The organism is Amnibacterium sp. CER49, assembly GCF_029846255.1.
Taxonomy (GTDB): Bacteria; Actinomycetota; Actinomycetes; order Actinomycetales; family Microbacteriaceae; genus Amnibacterium.
On record NZ_JARVWQ010000001.1, the window covers coordinates 122541 to 138419 of the forward strand.

The window sequence follows — 15879 nt, forward strand, 5'->3', positions numbered from 1 at the left end:
CCGGAAGGGGCTCGTCCTCGAGCGACGGCTGATCCTATTGACAGCGGAGGCGGCGGGGCCAGCGGCGCCGGATGGGCTCGTGGACGCGGCTCAGGAGAAGGCGCTGATGCCCGTGAGCGCGCGGCCGATCACGAGCTGGTGGACCTCGTCGGTGCCCTCGTAGGTGCGCACCGACTCGAGGTTCGCGAGGTGCCGCATCACCGGGAAGCGGTCGGTGACGCCGTCGCCGCCGAGCAGCGAGCGGGCGGTGCCCGCGATCGCGATCGCGGTGCGCACGTTGTTCAGCTTGCCGACGCTGATCTGCACGGGCGGGAGCGCGCCGCGCTCCTTCAGCCGCCCGAGATGCATGGCGAGCAGCACGCCCTTCTCGTACTCCACGAGCATGTCCGCGAGCTTCGCCTGCACGAGCTGGCGGGCGGCGATCGGCTCGCCGAACACGACCCGCCCGGTGGCGTGCCCGAGCGCCGCCTCGATGCAGGCACGGGCCGCGCCGAGCACGCCCCACACGATGCCGAACCGCGCCTCGTTGAGGCAGCCGAACGGACCCGAGAGCCCGCGGGCGCCGGGCAGCAGGGCGTCGGCGGGCACCCGCACCTCGTCGAGGTGGACGTCGCACTGGATCGAGGCGCGCATGGAGAGCTTGCCGCGGATCGGGACCGCCTGGAAGCCCGGGGTCGCGGTGGGGACGACGAAGCCGCGGACGCCGTCGTCGGTCGCGGCCCAGACGACGGCGACGTCGGCGACGCTCGCCAGCCCGATCCAGCGCTTCGACCCGGTCAGCACCCAGTCGTCGCCGTCGCGCCTCGCGACCGTGCGCATGGTGCCCGGGTCGCTGCCGCCCTGGGGCTCGGTGAGCGCGAAGCAGCCGATCCTCCGGCCGGCCGCCAGGTCGGGCAGCAGCGCGGCCTTCTGCTCCTCGGAGCCGTACTTGCGGATCGCCGACATCGCGAGCGAGCCCTGCACCGAGACGAAGGTGCGCCACGCGGAGTCGACCGCCTCGAGCTCGAGGCACACGAGGCCGTACGAGACCGGTCCGGCGCCGGCGCACCCGTAGCCCGCGAGGTGCATGCCGAGGAACCCCGCGGCGCCGAGCTCCGGCACGAGCTCGGCCGCGAAGCGGGCGCGCTCGAAGTCCTCGTCGATGGTGGGGCGGATGCGCTCGGCCGCGAAGTCGCGGGCGCGCTGCTGCCACGCGCGCTCCTCCGGGGCGAGCAGCGCCGCGGTGTCGAAGACCGCCGCGAGGGCGTCGGCGGGATCGGTCATGCGAGGGCCTCCTCGTCGGGGTCGCGCTCGTCGGACCAGCCGAGCGGACCGCGGTCGCCGAGCGGTGGCGGCGGGATCCGGTAGGTCGGCGAGCCGCTGCTCATGCGGATGGGGTTCGCGGCCTGACGCCCCGCTCCCGGCGCGCCGGTCACGAGGCCGAGCCCCAGCCGCTCGGCGAGGGCGAAGGCCTCGTCGACCGTGCTCACCGCTCCGGCGGGCACACGCGCGGCGGTGAGGCGCTCCTGCCACTCGCTCGCCGGCGCGGTGCGGAGCCGTGCCTCGAGGACCTCGCGGAGCTCGCTCCGGTGCTGCACACGCGAGGGGTTGTCGTCGAACCGGTGGTCGAGCGGCAGGTCCGGCAGGTCGAGGGTGCGGCAGAGCGCGGCGAACTGCCGGTCGTTGCCGACCGCGATCGCCAGCATGCGGTCCTCGGTCTCGAACGTCTCGTACGGCGCGATGCTCGGGTGGGCGTTGCCGAAGCGCCCCGGCGGCTCGCCCGTCGTGAGGGTGGCGGCGGCGAGGTTCGTGAGGCCGGCGAGCAGCGACGAGAGCAGGTCGACGTCGATCCGCTGCGGTCCCGGCCGCTGCTCGCGGCGGCGGAGGGCGAGCAGCACCGCGCTGAACGCGTTGAGCCCCGTGAGCACGTCGACGAGCGCGACGCCCACCTTCATCGGGCGTCCCTCGGGCTCGCCGGTGACGCTCATGAGACCGCCCAGGGCCTGCACGATGAGGTCGTAGCCCGGCAGCTCGGCGCCGGCGCCGCGGCCGAAGCCGGTGATCGAGCAGTAGACGAGCCGCGGGTTCACGGCGGCGAGCTGCTCGTAGCCCAGCCCGAACCGCTCCATGACGCCGGGGCGGAAGTTCTCGACGACGACGTCGGCCGTGGCGGCGAGGCGCCTCGCCGCGGCGCCGTCCGGTCCGGCGAGGTCGCAGGTCATGGAGCGCTTGTTGCGGTTCACCGCGGCGAAGTACGTCGAGCTCCCCTGCGGGTCGGCGGGCGGCCGCCACGCGCGCGTCTCGTCGCCGTCCGGGCCCTCGATCTTGATGACGTCGGCGCCGAAGTCGGCGAGCATCATCGTCGCGTACGGCCCGGCCAGCACGCGCGAGAAGTCGGCGACGCGGACCCCGGCGAGGATCGCGGGATCCTGCCCTCGATCATGCGCCCGCATGCCTCGTCCTCCGTCGGCGCCGGCACGACGACCGCGGCGCGAGCATCGATCCTAGGAGGCGTCCCGGGCGGCGAGGCTCACCGGACGGGCGCCGAGAACCGCGTGGTGACCCCCGGCGACCACAGCACCGAGTCCGGCGGGCGGCCCGCGAGGCCGGGGAGCCCCGAGTCGGCGAGCAGCTCGTCGCGGAGCTCGAGCAGCTCGGCGCGGAAGAGCCGCCACGGCTCGTGCTCGTTGCGCCAGTAGGTGGTGCGCCGACCCCGCTGCACGTGCATCGCCCAGCGCGCCGTGAGGAAGTCGGCGAGCGGGTCGCCCGACACGGCCTCCTCGCCGAGGCGCACACGGATGCGGGTGCGGGGACGGCCGGCGGGCAGGCGCTCCGACGCGTACGCGAGCTCGTCGCCGCGTCGCCGCGACCGCATCCGCGCCCAGCGGTAGGGCAGACCGAGCCCGACGTGCGCGGTGAGGACGGGCAGCAGGTGCTGGGCCTCGAGGGTGCGGAACACCACCGCGCGCCGCCCGCGCTCGTCGACAGAGTAGAGCCGCACGTTCGTCTCGAGGAACGTGCCGAGCACCGGCACGGGCGGGAGCCGGAGGAACGCCGACGCCTCGAGCCGGAACGGGATGAGGCCGACCCAGGTGTCGCCGTCGTGCTCGTCCGGCCGCGTGCCGCCGGGCAGCAGCGGCGCGACGACGGCCGGATCGACGCGCCAGTGCAGGAAGACGGCGTCGCGCCAGCGCTGCCGGATGACGGCGGCCCCCGGCAGCGCCGGCGCCTGCGGCGAGACCGGCTCCGGCGTCACGGCGGGGACGTCAGCGGCTCACGCGCCGACGAGCGCCGCGGCGAGGTAGCCGTGCAGCCGGTCGAGGCCGACCCGCTCCTGCTGCATCGAGTCGCGGCTGCGCACGGTGACGGCGTGGTCGTCGAGCGAGTCGAAGTCGACCGTCACGCAGAACGGCGTGCCGATCTCGTCCTGACGGCGGTACCGGCGGCCGATGGCGCCGGCGTCGTCGAACTCGACGTTCCAGTCCTTGCGCAGGTCGGCGGCGACCTCGCGGGCGAGCGGCGAGAGCCGCTCGTTGCGCGACAGGGGCAGCACGGCCGCCTTCACGGGCGAGAGCCGCGGGTCGAGCCGCAGCACGGTGCGCTTGTCGACGCCGCCCTTCGTGTTCGGGGCCTCGTCCTCCGCGTACGCGTCGACGAGGAACGCCATGAGCGACCGGGTCACGCCGGCCGCAGGCTCGATCACGTACGGGGTCCAGCGCTCCCCCGTCGCCTGCTCGAACACGCTGAGGTCGGCGCCCGACGCCTTCGCGTGGGTCGAGAGGTCGAAGTCGGTGCGGTTGGCGATGCCCTCGAGCTCGCCCCACTCGCCACCGGTGAAGCCGAACCGGTACTCGATGTCGACCGTGCGCTTCGAGTAGTGGGAGAGCTTCTCCTTCGGGTGCTCGAAGAGGCGCAGGTTGCCTTCGGCGATGCCGAGGTCGGTGTACCAGCGGTGGCGCTCGTCGATCCAGTACTGGTGCCACTCCTCGTCCGTGCCGGGACGGACGAAGAACTCCAGCTCCATCTGCTCGAACTCGCGGGTGCGGAAGATGAAGTTGCCGGGCGTGATCTCGTTGCGGAAGCTCTTGCCGATCTGGCCGATGCCGAACGGCGGCTTCATCCGGGCCGAGGTGACGACGTTCGCGAAGTTGACGAAGATGCCCTGCGCGGTCTCGGGACGCAGGTAGTGCATGCCCTGCTCGTCGTCGACGGGCCCGAGGAAGGTCTTCATGAGGCCGGAGAACGGCTTCGGCTCGGTCCACGAGCCGGGCTGCCCGGTCTCGGGGTCGTTGATGTCGGCGAGCCCGTTCGCCGGCAGGTGGCCGTGCTTCGCCTCGTACGCCTCGATCAGGTGATCGGCGCGGTACCGCTTGTGCGTGTGGAGGCTCTCGACGAGCGGGTCGCTGAACACCTCGACGTGGCCGGACGCCTCCCACACCTGGCGCGGCAGGATCACGGAGGAGTCGAGCCCGACGACGTCGTCGCGGCCACGGACCATCGTGCGCCACCACTGGCGCTTGATGTTCTCCTTCAGCTCGACGCCGAGGGGGCCGTAGTCCCACGCGGACCGGGATCCGCCGTAGATCTCGCCCGCCTGGAACACGAACCCCCGCCGCTTGGCGAGGGCGATCACGGCGTCGAGCGAGGCGGCCACGGAGCTCCCGTCCCGGGGCCGACCGGCTGTCGGTCCCGCTGATTCGTCGCTCGAGCCTACCCGGACCGGCTCACCCCCTCTGGGGCTCGCGGATCGGGCACCCTCGCCGCGACCATGACGATCCGTGACAGGGGGTGCGCGGGCATCCGGGCCTCACCCGCCTACCGTTGCTCCACCGTCCCGATCGAGAGAGGCATCCGCCATGGCCCGCGTCCCGCACCCGCAGCGCATCACGAGCGTCTGCGAGCACGGCGCGATGTGCGCGGACGACCGGCCGGGGCACGCGCTCACGCTCATGCGGCTCCGGCTCGCCGTCGCCGGACGTCGCGGCTGGATCGACGCGATCGTGCAGCGCGCGGACGCTGACGGCACGGTCGAGCTGCGGACCTTCGCCCGCGACGAGGTGATCGAGGTGTGGCATCACGCCGACCTCGGCGGGGAGCTGGCGCCGGGCGCACCCGTCGCGCTCCACGAGGCGTTCGGGGTGCTCGCCGCCGGCCCCCGCCGGATCAGCGTGGCGCACTAGGCGATCACATCGCGGGCATCGCGCCCATCATCGCCTGGCAGGCGTGCATGCACGCCTCGCAGGCCTGCATGCACATGCGGCACGGCTCACTCATGTCCATGTGCGAGCGGCACTCCTCCATGCACGCCCGGCACATCGACATGCACGCCTGCAGCATCGCCCGCATCGCGTCCATGTCCATGCCGGTCGGGCGCATCATCATGCGCATCGTCGCGTCGCACACGTCGGCGCAGCTCATGCACATCGCGGCGCACCGGCCCATGCCGTCCATCGCCATCATCGCGTCGGAGCACATGAGGCAGGCCTGCATGCAGCTCGAACACGCCTCCATGCACTCCTGCATCATCGACATGTCCATGTCCATGCCCTTCGGCATCGTCATGGTGCGCATCATCTCCGCGGTCTCCATCCGGCCGCCCTCCCATCCCCGCGCGGCCGTGCCCGTCGGATGCGACGGAGAGTCCGGTACCGGGCCGCGCTGACGGCGTCACGGTAGGACCGGTGCATGAGCGGACGCTTCGAACCGCTTCGGTACCGTCGAGACGTGCCAGCCGCCCCGCTCCGCGCCCGGCGCGTGCTCGTCGCCGGCCCCTCCGGCGTCGGCAAGACGACGCTCGCCGCGGCGGTCGCACGGGCAGCAGGCATCCCGCACACCGAGATCGACGCGGTGCACTGGCACGCGGGCTGGACGCCGAACCCCGACTTCGCCGCGCACGTGCAGGCGCTCGCCGACTCCGACGCCTGGGTGACCGAGTGGCAGTACGACGTGGCCCGGCCGGTGCTCGCCGCCCGCGCCGACCTGCTCGTCTGGCTCGACCTGCCGCGCCGCGTCGTGCTCGCCCGCGTCGTGCGCCGCACGCTCCGCCGGCGGCTGCGGCGCCTCGAGCTGTGGAACGGCAACGTCGAGCCCGCGCTCGCGACGATCCTCACCGACCCGGAGCACATCGTGCGCTGGGCGATGCGCACCTACGGGATCTACCCGGGACGGGTGCGCGAGGCGCTCGCCGAGCACCCGGGGGTGCGGCTCGTCCGCATCCGCAACGGCCGCGACGCGCGACGGCTGCTCGCGCTGCTCGAGGCGGGCGCCGACCCGGGCACGCGCTCCGGATCCTCGTCGCTCTGAGCCCGCCGAAGCGACGAGGATCCGGAGCAGCCGGGCTCAGGGGGACGGCTCGTCGGCCTTCGGGGCGTCCACGGCCGCCCCGAAGCGCCGGTCGCGGTCCGCGTACTGGGTGATCGCGTCCCAGAGGTGCGTGCGGCGGTAGTCGGGCCAGAGCGTGTCCTGGAACACGAGCTCGGCGTACGCGGACTGCCAGAGCAGGAAGTTCGAGGTGCGCTGCTCGCCCGAGGACCGCACGAAGAGGTCGACATCGGGCATGTCGGGCAGGTAGAGGTGCCGCTCGATCGTCCGCTCGGTGATCGCGTTCGGCTTGAGGCGCCCGGCGGCGACCTCCTGCGCCACGCGGCGCACGGCGTCCTGGATCTCGACACGCCCGCCGTAGTTGATGCACATGGTGAGGGTCAGGGTGCGGTTGTCGCGCGTGAGGTCCTCCGCCGCCTGCAGGTCGCCGATGACCGTGCGCCAGAGCCGAGGGGTGCGGCCCGCCCAGCGGATGCGGACGCCCCACTCGTTCAGCTGCTCCCGCCGGCGCCGCAGCACCTCACGGTTGAAGCCGAGGATGAAGCGCACCTCGTCGGGCGACCGCGACCAGTTCTCGGTCGAGAAGGCGTAGGCGGAGAGGTGCTTCACGCCGGCCTGCAGCGCCCCGGCGACGACGTCGAGCAGCGACGCCTCGCCGGCCCGGTGGCCCTCGATGCGCGGCAGCCCGCGGCGGTTCGCCCAACGGCCGTTGCCGTCCATGACGATGGCGACGTGCTCCGGCACCCGCGCGAACGCCGGCGGGGTCTCCCCCGTCCAGTCCACGGGCCGGATCGGATCGAGCTGGACCCGTGCCATCATGTCGCGGGCACAGCGGTGGGCACGGCCGCGGCCTCGATGAGCGCGCTCTCGACCGCCTCGGTCCGCGGCCGGCGCCGCAGGCTCGGGTCGAGCTTGATGCCCTTGTCGAGGTGGTTCAACGATTTGAGGCCGCGCTCGAGGTGCCACTGCGTGTAGGCGGCGATGACGCCGGAGGCCTGGGCGCGCACCGGGGGCGCGGCGGCGTCGGCGACCGCCCAGTCGCCCATGAGGAGGGCCCCGAGCAGCGCGATCGTGTCGGGGGTGAGCCGCGGCGCACCGGGCGGGGCGACGGCGTCGGCGACCACGCCGCCCAGCTGCGCGACGAACGCCGTGTGCGGGCCGGGCTCGCCCGTGACCGCGCAGTCGCCGAAGGTCGGCGCCCATCCGGCGATCGACAGCGCCCGCAGCAGGTAGGAGTCGAGGGTGAGCGACGGGCCGTGCTCGCCGCGGGCGAGGCTGCGCAGCGCGCCGACGAGCAGCAGGTACTGCTGCTGCGACGCCTCGTCGGTGAGCCGGTCGGCCGTCTCGACGATCGCGTTCGCGGCGGTGAAGGCCGCGTAGTCGGCGACGATCGGCGCACCGTAGGCGCCGAGCGACTCGGCCTGCTGGATCACGTCGAGGCTGCGGCCCTCGTAGCACTGCAGGTCGACGACCATGAACGGCTCGAGCCGCGAGCCGAACCGGCTCGTCGTGCGGCGGACACCCTTCGCGACGGCGCGGATCTTGCCCCGGCGCCGGCCGAGCATGGTGACGATGCGGTCGGCCTCACCCAGCGAGTGGGTGCGCAGCACGACGGCTTCGTCACGGTAGGTCGGCACCGCTCGATTCTCCCCCACCGGGACGACATCGTCGCCGGAGCGGGAGCGGCGGCGGCACCCGTCGAGGTGCCGCCGCCGTACGGTCCCCTACGCCGCGAGCCGGAAGGCGCGCGCCTCCTCGAGGCTCGGGAAGCGGTGGATGCTCGAGATGGAGCCGTTGCGCAGACCGAAGGCCGAGAAGACCGTCGTGGGAGCGCCGCCCTCGGCGACGGCGTCCTGCGCCACGACGATGCCACCCGGCACGTCGTAGCAGTCGCGCGGCATGAGGCGGACCCCCGCGCTCTCCACCCAGCGTCGCATGACGTCCCGCCCGGCGACCTCTCCGGTGAGGTCCCCGAGCACGACGTCCTCGGTGCAGGCCGCGGCGGCGGTGGCCCCGTCGCCGTTGTTGACCGCCACGTGCCAGATGACGATGACGGAGTCGAGCGTCGAAGTCGTGAGCGTCATGCGGAACAGGGTGCCCGACGGACGAGCGACCCGCCAGCAGCGTTCACGGAAAGTTTCCCCTTCCCATACGGATTTCGCGGATAACGAACGCATCACGCCGGGCCGTGCCCGGGGAACCCCGGTGCGCGGCGTGTCGCTCCCCGAACCGCACCACGACGGCGGTAGGAAAGCCGGTTCGGCCGTCGCACGAGAGCGCCTCGTGCGACGGCCGCGATCAGACCGCTTCGAGCGCCGGCACGTGCGCGCGCACCGCGCGGTTCACGCTCGACACGATCGCGCGCAGCGACGCCGTGGCGATGTCGGGGTCGATGCCGACGCCCCAGAGCCGCGTGCCGTTCACGTCGAGGTCGACGTAGGCCGCCGCCCTCGCGTCGCCGCCCGAGCTCATCGCGTGCTCGACGTAGTCGTACAGCGTGACGCGGTACCCCTGCTGCTCCATGACGCGCAGGAAGGCGTCGATGGGCCCGTTGCCGCGCGCCTCGGCCTCGACCTCGTGGTCGTCGACCCGGAGCCGCACGCCCAGCTCGATCTCGCCGCCCAGGTCGCTCGAGGTGCGGGTGCGGAGCAGCTCGAAGCGGCCCCACTTCGCGTCGGGGTCGCGGGCGGGCAGGTACTCGTCGTTGAAGATCGCCCAGATCTCGTCGCTCGTGACCTCGCCGCCGTCGGCGTCGGTCTTCGCCTGCACGACGTGCGAGAAGTCGATCTGCAGCTTGCGTGGCAGGTCGAGCGAGTGGTCCGTCTTCAGCAGGTACGCGACACCGCCCTTGCCGGACTGCGAGTTGACGCGGATGACCGCCTCGTAGCTGCGGCCGAGGTCCTTCGGGTCGACCGGCAGGTAGGGCACCGCCCACTCGAGCTCGTCGACCGACCTGCCCGTCGCCTCGGCGGCCGCCGCCATCGCCTCGAAGCCCTTCTTGATGGCGTCCTGGTGGCTGCCGCTGAAGGCCGTGTAGACGAGGTCGCCGGCCCAGGGGCTGCGCTCGTGCACCTTCAGCTGGTTGCAGTGCTCGGCGGTGGCCCGGATGCGGTCGAGGTCGCGGAAGTCGATCTGCGGATCGATGCCCTGGCTGAACAGGTTCAGCCCGAGCGCGACGAGGTCGACGTTGCCGGTGCGCTCGCCGTTGCCGAACAGGCAGCCCTCGATGCGGTCGGCGCCCGCGAGGTAGCCGAGCTCGGCCGCGGCGATCGCGGTGCCGCGGTCGTTGTGCGGATGCAGCGACAGGATCACGTGCTCGCGGTGGTGCAGGTGCCGGCTCATCCACTCGATCGAGTCGGCGTAGACGTTCGGCGTCGCCATCTCGACCGTCGCGGGCAGGTTGATGATGACGTTCCGCTCCGCCGTGGGCACGAACACCTCGAGCACCCGGTTGCAGATCTCGGCCGCGAAGTCGAGCTCGGTGCCGGTGTACGACTCGGGCGAGTACTCGTAGTAGACGGTGGTGCCGGGCACGGTCTGCTCGTACTGCTTGCAGAGCCGCGCGCCCTCGAGGGCGATGTCGACGATGCCCTGCCGCCCGGTGCGGAAGACGACGTCGCGCTGCAGGATGCTCGTCGAGTTGTAGAGGTGGACGATCGCCTGCTTCGCGCCGCGGATCGCCTCGTACGTGCGGGCGATGAGGTGCTCGCGCGCCTGGGTGAGCACCTGGATGGTGACGTCGTCGGGGATCGCGCCCTGCTCGATGAGGTCGCGGACGAAGTCGAAGTCGGTCTGGCTCGCGGAGGGGAAGCCGACTTCGATCTCCTTGTAGCCCATGCGGACGAGGAGGTCGAACATGAGGCGCTTGCGCTCGGGGCTCATCGGGTCGATGAGCGCCTGGTTGCCGTCGCGGAGGTCGACCGCGCACCAGCGCGGCGCCTGGGTGATGGTCTTCGTGGGCCACGTGCGGTCGGGCAGGTCGACGGTGAACTGCGCCGCGTACGGCCGGTACCGATGGATCGGCATCGGTGAGGGCTGCTGACGGTTCTGCATGTGCTGGGTTCCTTCGGATCTCGTCGGAGAAGGCCATGGGAGCACTCCGCGACGAGGAAGGCCTGAGACTAGGCCCCGTCGCGGCGACGAAGGAGGAGGAGCACCCGCTGCACGGACGCGAGGATACCACTGCGGGCAGCAGGGAGCCCCGGAAAATCAGGGCTCTGGAACCTTGGGACGCGCCGCGGGCGACCCGACCCCGCACCGCCCCGAGCGCCCTAGTGTGCCCCGGGCCGGTGGACGCCCGGCCGGAGGAGGACGGACGATGACGAAGCGCGCGGGTCGGGGCCGGTTCACGCCGGCGGTCGTGGGTGCCGTGCTCGCGGCGGCCCTCGGCGGCGGCGCGCTCGTCGTCGGGGCGGATCACGTCCCCGCGCACGCCGCGCACGCCGCAGCCCCCGCGACGGCCTCCGCGACCCCCGCGACGCCCTCTCCGACCCCGACGCCCCTGCCGACGAGCACGGTGGCCGCCCGCTACCGCGGCACGGTCACGCAGGTGCGGATCCCCGGCACCGTCTCGCACTTCCCCGCGCGACCCGGCTTCGTGTACCTGCCGGCCGCGGCTCGGCAGAAGAACGCGGGCAGGTTCCCGGTCGTCATGGCGCTCTCGGGGCAGAGCAAGCACGCGCAGCCGAGCGACGTGATCGTCCTCGCGCGCATCCAGACGATCATGGACGGCATCGCGGCGCGCAACGGCGGCCGGGCGCCGATCGTGGTGATCCCCGACCAGCTGAGCGCGGGACCGAAGAACCCGATGTGCGTCGACTCCCCCATCGGGAACGTGGACACGTACCTCACGGTCGACGTGCGCCGCTGGACGCTGGCGCACCTCCCCGCCCTCGCCGACCGGCAGGACTGGACGATCGCGGGCTTCTCCGAGGGCGGCACGTGCTCGATCCAGCTGGGGGCGAAGCACCCCGACATCTTCGGCTCGCTCGTCGACGTCTCGGGCGAGGAGGTGCCGGCGTACGGCAGCCTCGCGCACACCATCGCGACCGGCTTCGGCGGCAGCCGCGCGGCCTATGAACGGGCGACCCCGTTCGCGCTGCTGCAGGCGGGGGCCCCCTACCACGGCATGCGCGCCTTCTTCGGCGCGGGCACGAACGACAGGAAGCTCGGCTGGGTCGCCCCGATCATGGCGCGGCACGCCCGCGCCGCGGGCATGACGGTCGCCTACAAGCCGCAGCCGGGCAAGCACGACTGGCGGGTCGCGCACGCGGTGCTGTGGTGGGCGTTCGACCGGCTCGTGGGCTGGTGGCACCTCAGCCCGGCCGCAGCGGCCAAGGCGGCTGCCGGGCACTGACGCCCGCCGCTCCCGATGACCCGGAGCGGTCGCCGGCGGGCCTCAGCCCTCGGCCGTCATCGCCGAGACGACCCGTGCCGGACGCCGGGAACCGAGCAGGAGCACGCCCCCGACGACCCCGGCGACCGCCGGCGAGGACGCCGGCAGCACCCGGGAACGAAGCAGCACGAGGATCACGCAGGCCGCGGGCACCGCGAGCGACCGGCGCGGCCCACGCGGGGTCGCCTCCGACAGCAGGCGGACCGCGGCCAGCACGAGAGCGATGCCGTCGAGGGCCGAGACGGCGAGCCGAAGGCGCAGACCCCGGGTGGGCGCCGGCTGGTCGTCCCCACCGCGTCCCGACGGCGACGACCAGCGCGCACGCTCCGTCAGGCCTTCTGGTCCTCGGGGACGAGCGCACCGAGCAGGCGCGCGGTCGACGCGAGGCCGAGGTCCGGCAGGTAGGCGCGGGCGATCGCGACACCGATGGCGGGCAGCGCGATCGGATCCGGGTAGGCCACGACCAGGGGGCGCAGGGACGGCTGGAACTTCTCCTTGAACGCCGCGAGCGACTTGAACCCGTAGGCGGGCTCGAGCACCCGGGCGAGCGTCCCGAGCGCCCGCGGCAGCTCGCCCGAGTCGTCGTCCGACACGGCGAGCGGCGCGACGGAGAGGCTCACGAACGCGACGCCCTCCTCCTTCGCCCGGAGCGCCATCGAGGCGATGAGGAACTCCATGACGCCGTTCAGGCCGTCAGGGCGCCGGCGCATGAAGTCGAGCGTCCAGCCGACGACGGCGCCGTCCCGGTAGGTGGGCAGCCAGCTCGTCGCCGCCTCGACCCGCTCCCCCGGCCCGAGAGCGACGAGGAGCCGCACCTCGCGGTCCTTCAGCTCCTCGATGCCGCCCAGGGTGAAGCCGAGCTCCGGCAGCCGCTTCTCGGCGACCCACTCCTCCGAGATGGCCGTGATCTGCGAGCGGACCGTGCGCGAGCACGACTCCCAGTCGGTCCAGACCGCGGTCACTCCGGCGCGCTCGGCGCGGTTCAGCGAGCTGCGGACGTCCTGCCAGCGCTTGCCCTTCATCGAGAAGGTGGCGGGCTCGAGCACGGTGTCCTCGCCGATGAGCATCGAGGGCCAGGGAGCCCCGCTGCCGGGGTCGTCCCCGGCTCCCGTGCCCAGGTCGTCCGCGAACCCGGGCCGGACCGCGTAGAAGACCGGGGTGAGGCCCGCGTCGTCGCAGAACACCGCGAAGGCGCGGGCGGCCTCGAGGGCGCCGTCCTCCGGGCCGACGGGCTCGCCGACCGTGATGGCGGTGGCGTTCACCTCGCGGTAGGCGACCGCGTGGCGGCCGTCCTGCGAGAACCAGACGCGGTTGCCCGGCCAGAGGGCCATGTGCCCGAGCGAGCCGCTCGATCCGGTGCGGAGGATCGCCCGCAGCCGCTCGGACTCGCGGGGCAGCCGCGGGCTCCGCCGCGACGACGCCGTGCCGAGCAGGGCCCCGAGCAGCACGAGCCAGGCGATGGGGCCCGTCCAGCCGTAGAGGATCTGCGCCGCGGGCGAGACCGGCTCGAAGTCGAGCCGCCGGTAGCGGAGGAAGCCCGGCGGCACGTAGCGCTCGGGCAGGTCGAGCACCAGGTCGGCGAACGCGACGTGCGGGTGGAACTGCGCGGCGAGCGCCGTGCCGAGCCCGAGGTAGGCGACCGCGGTGCCGACGAGCGCCGTGCCGGTGGCGAGGAGGAAGCCGGCGGCGGCGCGGCGGGTCGGCACGACGTCGAAGTGGCGGAGCGTCAGCAGCAGGGTGATCGCCACGCCGGCCGGCACTGCGACAGCGAGGATCGTCTGCAGGTTCGGTCCGGCGGCACCGCTCGACGTGAGCAGCTGGTCCGGGTCGAGCACCGCGGGCAGGAAACCGTAGTAGATGCCCGCGAGCACCGCGAGCACGGCGTTGACGCCTGCCGCGACGAGGGCGCCGATTCGGCGGCCGCGCCACATCGCGAACGAGGCGACGAGCAGCACGACGAGCGGCAGCACCGTCAGGAGCACGGGTCCGGGCCCGTTCAGCCGGGTGAGGGCGATCACGTGAGCGCAGGCCGCGGCCGGATGCGGGACCCGGCAGTCGGCGCGCAGGGCGCCGGCCGGCGGCAGCGGGTCGCGGAAGAGCAGTCCGAGCGGTCGCAGCAGCCCGTACCCGCGCGGCGCGACGAGCGCCACGAACGGTCCGAGCGCGCCGACCGCGACGAGGGACGCGAGCAGGCTGCGCACCTCGTGATGCGAGCTGCGCGGCCAGGTGAGCGTCGGCCGACGCCGGGCGAGCAGCAGCCCCAGCACGAGCCCGCTGAGCGCACCGAGCAGCCGGTAGAGGTCCCCGGGCTGGCCTGAGTAGAGCAGCACCACGACCGCGCCGGTCAGCCCGATGAGGCGGATGCGGCGACGCCAGAGCGGGCCCGCGAAGGCGCTCGACGTGAGCAGCGCGCCGGCGACGGGCAGGAGCGGTCCGGCCGCGGGCACGCCGGCGGCCGGCGTCGTCCAGAAGGCGTGCGTGAGGACCCCGAGCGACTGCAGCCCCACGCCGAGCGCGACGCCGAGCAGCGAGGTGACGACGTAGGCGAGCAGCGTCCACGCCGTGCCCATGATCCGCTCGACCGCCGCCAGCAGGATGAGCAGCGCCGCGAGCCCCATGAGCAGCTCGAGCGCGTCGTGGGTCACGAGCACGCCGGCCAGGAGCCGCAGCAGCTCGGCGGGATGCCGGTGCGCGACGGCCGGCGGCACGTCGAAGACCCGTGGCGCGCGCACGAACGAGCCGTCGGCGATCGCGACGACGAGCAGCGTGGCGGCGAGCGCGACGGACGCCGGGGCGCGACGCACGTAGGCGAGCAGCCAGGACAGCCGCGCCGACCAGCGGACGTGCGGCGCGACGACCTCCTGCGCGGTCATGAGATCCCCCAGTCGGGCAGCAGCTTCGGCAGTCCCCAGGCGAAGCCCGCCGCCCCCGTGTTCCAGTTGTGCGCGACGCCCGGCAGCACCGTCGTCGAGGTGCGCATGCCCGCCGAGCGGGACGCCCGGGCGAGCGCTGCGATGACCGCGCCGTAGCGCTTGTCGTTCGCGCCGACGCAGTAGAGCGCCAGGGTATGCCGGTAGGGCCGCTTGCGCTGCATGATCGCGACCGGCTGAGCGGCCTTGAAGGCGGCGAGGCTGCCGTGGAAGGCCTCCCGCACGCTGCGGGCGACGCTGCCGTTGATGGGGCCGAGCTCGGGCGAGATCGCGAGGTAGGAGCCGAAGATCGCCGGGTAGCCGGTGCCGAACTGCACGGCGCACGTGCCGCCCTCCGAGAAGCCGGCGACGGACCACTCGCTGCGGCTCGTCGAGACGGGCAGGTGCTGCAGCACCCATTCCCGCACGTCGTCGACGACGTAGCGCTCGACGTTCCCCATCTTCGAGTTCACGCACTCCGGGTTCACGTTGTAGCTGCCCAGCTGATCCGGCACCACGACGATCGGCGCGATGCCGTGGTGCGCCTTCGCGATCCCGTCGAGCGTGCCCTGCAGGTTCCCTGCGAGGAAGACGTCCTCGGGTCCACCGGGCTGCCCGGAGAAGGCGATGACGACCGGCAGCCTCGGCGGGTTCTTGACGAGGGCGGCCGGCGGCTCGTAGACCCACGCGGCTCGGCCGTGCCAGTGGGACTCGGTGCCCGGGATGGTGACCGTGCCGACGCGGCCGGTGCTGCGCATGCCGGCCGGCGCGCGCCAGGTCTTCAGCGAGGCCTCCGCGTCGTTGCCGTGGCCGAGCACGAGCGCCGAGACGCCGGTGAGACCGAGCGCGTCGCCGAGCTTCGGGTAGTAGGCGACGTCGCGGTTGATGAGCAGCCCCCCGGCCGCGACGACGAGCGGGATCGTGAGGATCGCGACGATCTTGCGCCACCAGCGGGTGCGCACGAGGTTCGCCACGGCGATGCCCACCCCGGCCCCCGCGGCGGCCGCGGCGCCGCGGATGACGAGCGACGCCGGCGCCCCGAAGACGTCCTCGACGTCGACGACGACGTAGACGAGCAGCGAACCGGCGAGCGCGCCGAGGCCGGCGGCGAGCAGCGCGACGGGCCAGAAGACGCGCAGCCTGCTGCGGACCCCGGGGACGGGCACCAGCAGCGCCACGACCAGCACGGCCGCGGCCGCGTAGACGGGCACGAGCACCCGCGTGGTCTGGATCGGCAGGTCGAGCAGCCAGCCGCTCACCGCTTCGAACCGGGCT

Annotated in this window: 15 protein-coding genes; 3 read left to right on the forward strand and 12 right to left on the reverse strand. The window is 73.4% G+C overall.

Annotated elements, in window-relative coordinates:
• Window positions 1-90: 90 nt before the first annotated feature.
• From QDR37_RS00550 to QDR37_RS00565, 4 genes are all read right to left on the reverse strand, one after another.
• Window positions 91-1263 carry an acyl-CoA dehydrogenase family protein gene (locus tag QDR37_RS00550; RefSeq protein ID WP_279711589.1) on the reverse strand — a complete coding sequence of 391 codons (1173 nt, stop codon included), beginning with the start codon at window positions 1261-1263 and terminating at the stop codon, window positions 91-93.
• Complete coding sequence (locus tag QDR37_RS00555) at window positions 1260-2432, reverse strand: CoA transferase (RefSeq protein WP_279711590.1); 1173 nt, start codon at window positions 2430-2432, stop codon at window positions 1260-1262. Before QDR37_RS00555 ends, QDR37_RS00550 begins: the two co-directional genes overlap by 4 nt.
• A gap of 77 nt (window positions 2433-2509) precedes the next feature.
• The gene (locus tag QDR37_RS00560; protein ID WP_279711591.1) at window positions 2510-3235 is read right to left on the reverse strand and encodes a DUF2071 domain-containing protein; all 726 of its coding nucleotides are present in this window, start codon (window positions 3233-3235) and stop codon (window positions 2510-2512) included.
• Window positions 3236-3253: 18 nt separating this feature from the next.
• Window positions 3254-4633 (reverse strand): glycine--tRNA ligase, encoded by a 1380-nt coding sequence (locus tag QDR37_RS00565; protein ID WP_279711592.1) that lies wholly within the window; start codon window positions 4631-4633, stop codon window positions 3254-3256.
• Window positions 4634-4835: 202 nt separating this feature from the next.
• Here QDR37_RS00565 and QDR37_RS00570 point away from each other — a divergent pair, with 202 nt between their 5' ends.
• The gene (locus QDR37_RS00570; protein WP_279711593.1) at window positions 4836-5159 is read left to right on the forward strand and encodes a hypothetical protein; all 324 of its coding nucleotides are present in this window, start codon (window positions 4836-4838) and stop codon (window positions 5157-5159) included.
• 4 nt (window positions 5160-5163) lie between these two features.
• On the opposite strand, the gene QDR37_RS00575 is transcribed toward QDR37_RS00570, so the two are convergent.
• Window positions 5164-5568: a hypothetical protein gene (locus tag QDR37_RS00575; protein ID WP_279711594.1), complete on the reverse strand. Its 405-nt coding sequence runs from the start codon at window positions 5566-5568 to the stop codon at window positions 5164-5166.
• A 135-nt stretch (window positions 5569-5703) separates the two neighbouring features.
• On the opposite strand from QDR37_RS00575, the gene QDR37_RS00580 reads away from it, so the two are divergent.
• Window positions 5704-6282: an AAA family ATPase gene (locus tag QDR37_RS00580; RefSeq protein ID WP_279711595.1), complete on the forward strand. Its 579-nt coding sequence runs from the start codon at window positions 5704-5706 to the stop codon at window positions 6280-6282.
• A 36-nt stretch (window positions 6283-6318) separates the two neighbouring features.
• Here QDR37_RS00580 and QDR37_RS00585 read toward each other — a convergent pair whose 3' ends face one another.
• The 4 genes from QDR37_RS00585 to leuA all read right to left on the reverse strand — a co-directional run bounded on the left by QDR37_RS00585 (window position 6319) and on the right by leuA (window position 10353).
• A complete protein-coding gene (locus QDR37_RS00585; protein ID WP_279711596.1) occupies window positions 6319-7119 on the reverse strand; it encodes an isoprenyl transferase in 801 nt (266 codons plus the stop codon).
• Window positions 7116-7937: a DNA repair protein RecO gene (recO, locus tag QDR37_RS00590; protein WP_279711597.1), complete on the reverse strand. Its 822-nt coding sequence runs from the start codon at window positions 7935-7937 to the stop codon at window positions 7116-7118. Before recO ends, QDR37_RS00585 begins: the two co-directional genes overlap by 4 nt.
• Window positions 7938-8024: 87 nt before the next feature.
• On the reverse strand, window positions 8025-8384 hold the full coding sequence (locus tag QDR37_RS00595) for a hypothetical protein (protein ID WP_279711598.1): 360 nt from the start codon (window positions 8382-8384) through the stop codon (window positions 8025-8027).
• A gap of 214 nt (window positions 8385-8598) precedes the next feature.
• A complete protein-coding gene (gene leuA / locus QDR37_RS00600) occupies window positions 8599-10353 on the reverse strand; it encodes a 2-isopropylmalate synthase (protein ID WP_279711599.1) in 1755 nt (584 codons plus the stop codon).
• A gap of 265 nt (window positions 10354-10618) precedes the next feature.
• Between leuA and QDR37_RS00605 the strand changes: the two genes are divergently transcribed.
• Entirely contained in the window at window positions 10619-11656 is a 1038-nt protein-coding gene (locus QDR37_RS00605; RefSeq protein WP_279711600.1) for an alpha/beta hydrolase-fold protein, read from the forward strand.
• Between the two features lie 42 nt (window positions 11657-11698).
• Here QDR37_RS00605 and QDR37_RS00610 read toward each other — a convergent pair whose 3' ends face one another.
• The 3 genes from QDR37_RS00610 to QDR37_RS00620 form a co-directional block, all read right to left on the reverse strand.
• Window positions 11699-11911, reverse strand: a complete 213-nt coding sequence (locus QDR37_RS00610) for a hypothetical protein (RefSeq protein WP_279711601.1) — start codon at window positions 11909-11911, stop codon at window positions 11699-11701.
• 113 nt (window positions 11912-12024) lie between these two features.
• The gene (locus tag QDR37_RS00615; protein WP_279711602.1) at window positions 12025-14568 is read right to left on the reverse strand and encodes a DUF2156 domain-containing protein; all 2544 of its coding nucleotides are present in this window, start codon (window positions 14566-14568) and stop codon (window positions 12025-12027) included.
• A complete protein-coding gene (locus QDR37_RS00620; RefSeq protein WP_279711603.1) occupies window positions 14565-15863 on the reverse strand; it encodes an alpha/beta hydrolase-fold protein in 1299 nt (432 codons plus the stop codon). The genes QDR37_RS00615 and QDR37_RS00620 overlap by 4 nt, the downstream gene beginning before the upstream one ends.
• Window positions 15864-15879: the final 16 nt, after the last annotated feature.

Bases quoted from the DNA above. Each gene is read 5' to 3' on its own strand.
- QDR37_RS00605 (WP_279711600.1), top strand. From the start codon at position 10,619: ATGACGAAGCGCGCGGGTCGGGGCCGGTTCACGCCGGCGGTCGTGGGT.
- QDR37_RS00570 (WP_279711593.1), top strand. From the start codon at position 4,836: ATGGCCCGCGTCCCGCACCCGCAGCGCATCACGAGCGTCTGCGAGCAC.
- QDR37_RS00585 (WP_279711596.1), bottom strand. From the start codon at position 7,119: ATGATGGCACGGGTCCAGCTCGATCCGATCCGGCCCGTGGACTGGACG.
- QDR37_RS00615 (WP_279711602.1), bottom strand. From the start codon at position 14,568: ATGACCGCGCAGGAGGTCGTCGCGCCGCACGTCCGCTGGTCGGCGCGG.
- leuA (WP_279711599.1), bottom strand. From the start codon at position 10,353: ATGCAGAACCGTCAGCAGCCCTCACCGATGCCGATCCATCGGTACCGG.
- QDR37_RS00575 (WP_279711594.1), bottom strand. From the start codon at position 5,568: ATGGAGACCGCGGAGATGATGCGCACCATGACGATGCCGAAGGGCATG.
- QDR37_RS00595 (WP_279711598.1), bottom strand. From the start codon at position 8,384: ATGACGCTCACGACTTCGACGCTCGACTCCGTCATCGTCATCTGGCAC.
- QDR37_RS00555 (WP_279711590.1), bottom strand. From the start codon at position 2,432: ATGCGGGCGCATGATCGAGGGCAGGATCCCGCGATCCTCGCCGGGGTC.
- QDR37_RS00550 (WP_279711589.1), bottom strand. From the start codon at position 1,263: ATGACCGATCCCGCCGACGCCCTCGCGGCGGTCTTCGACACCGCGGCG.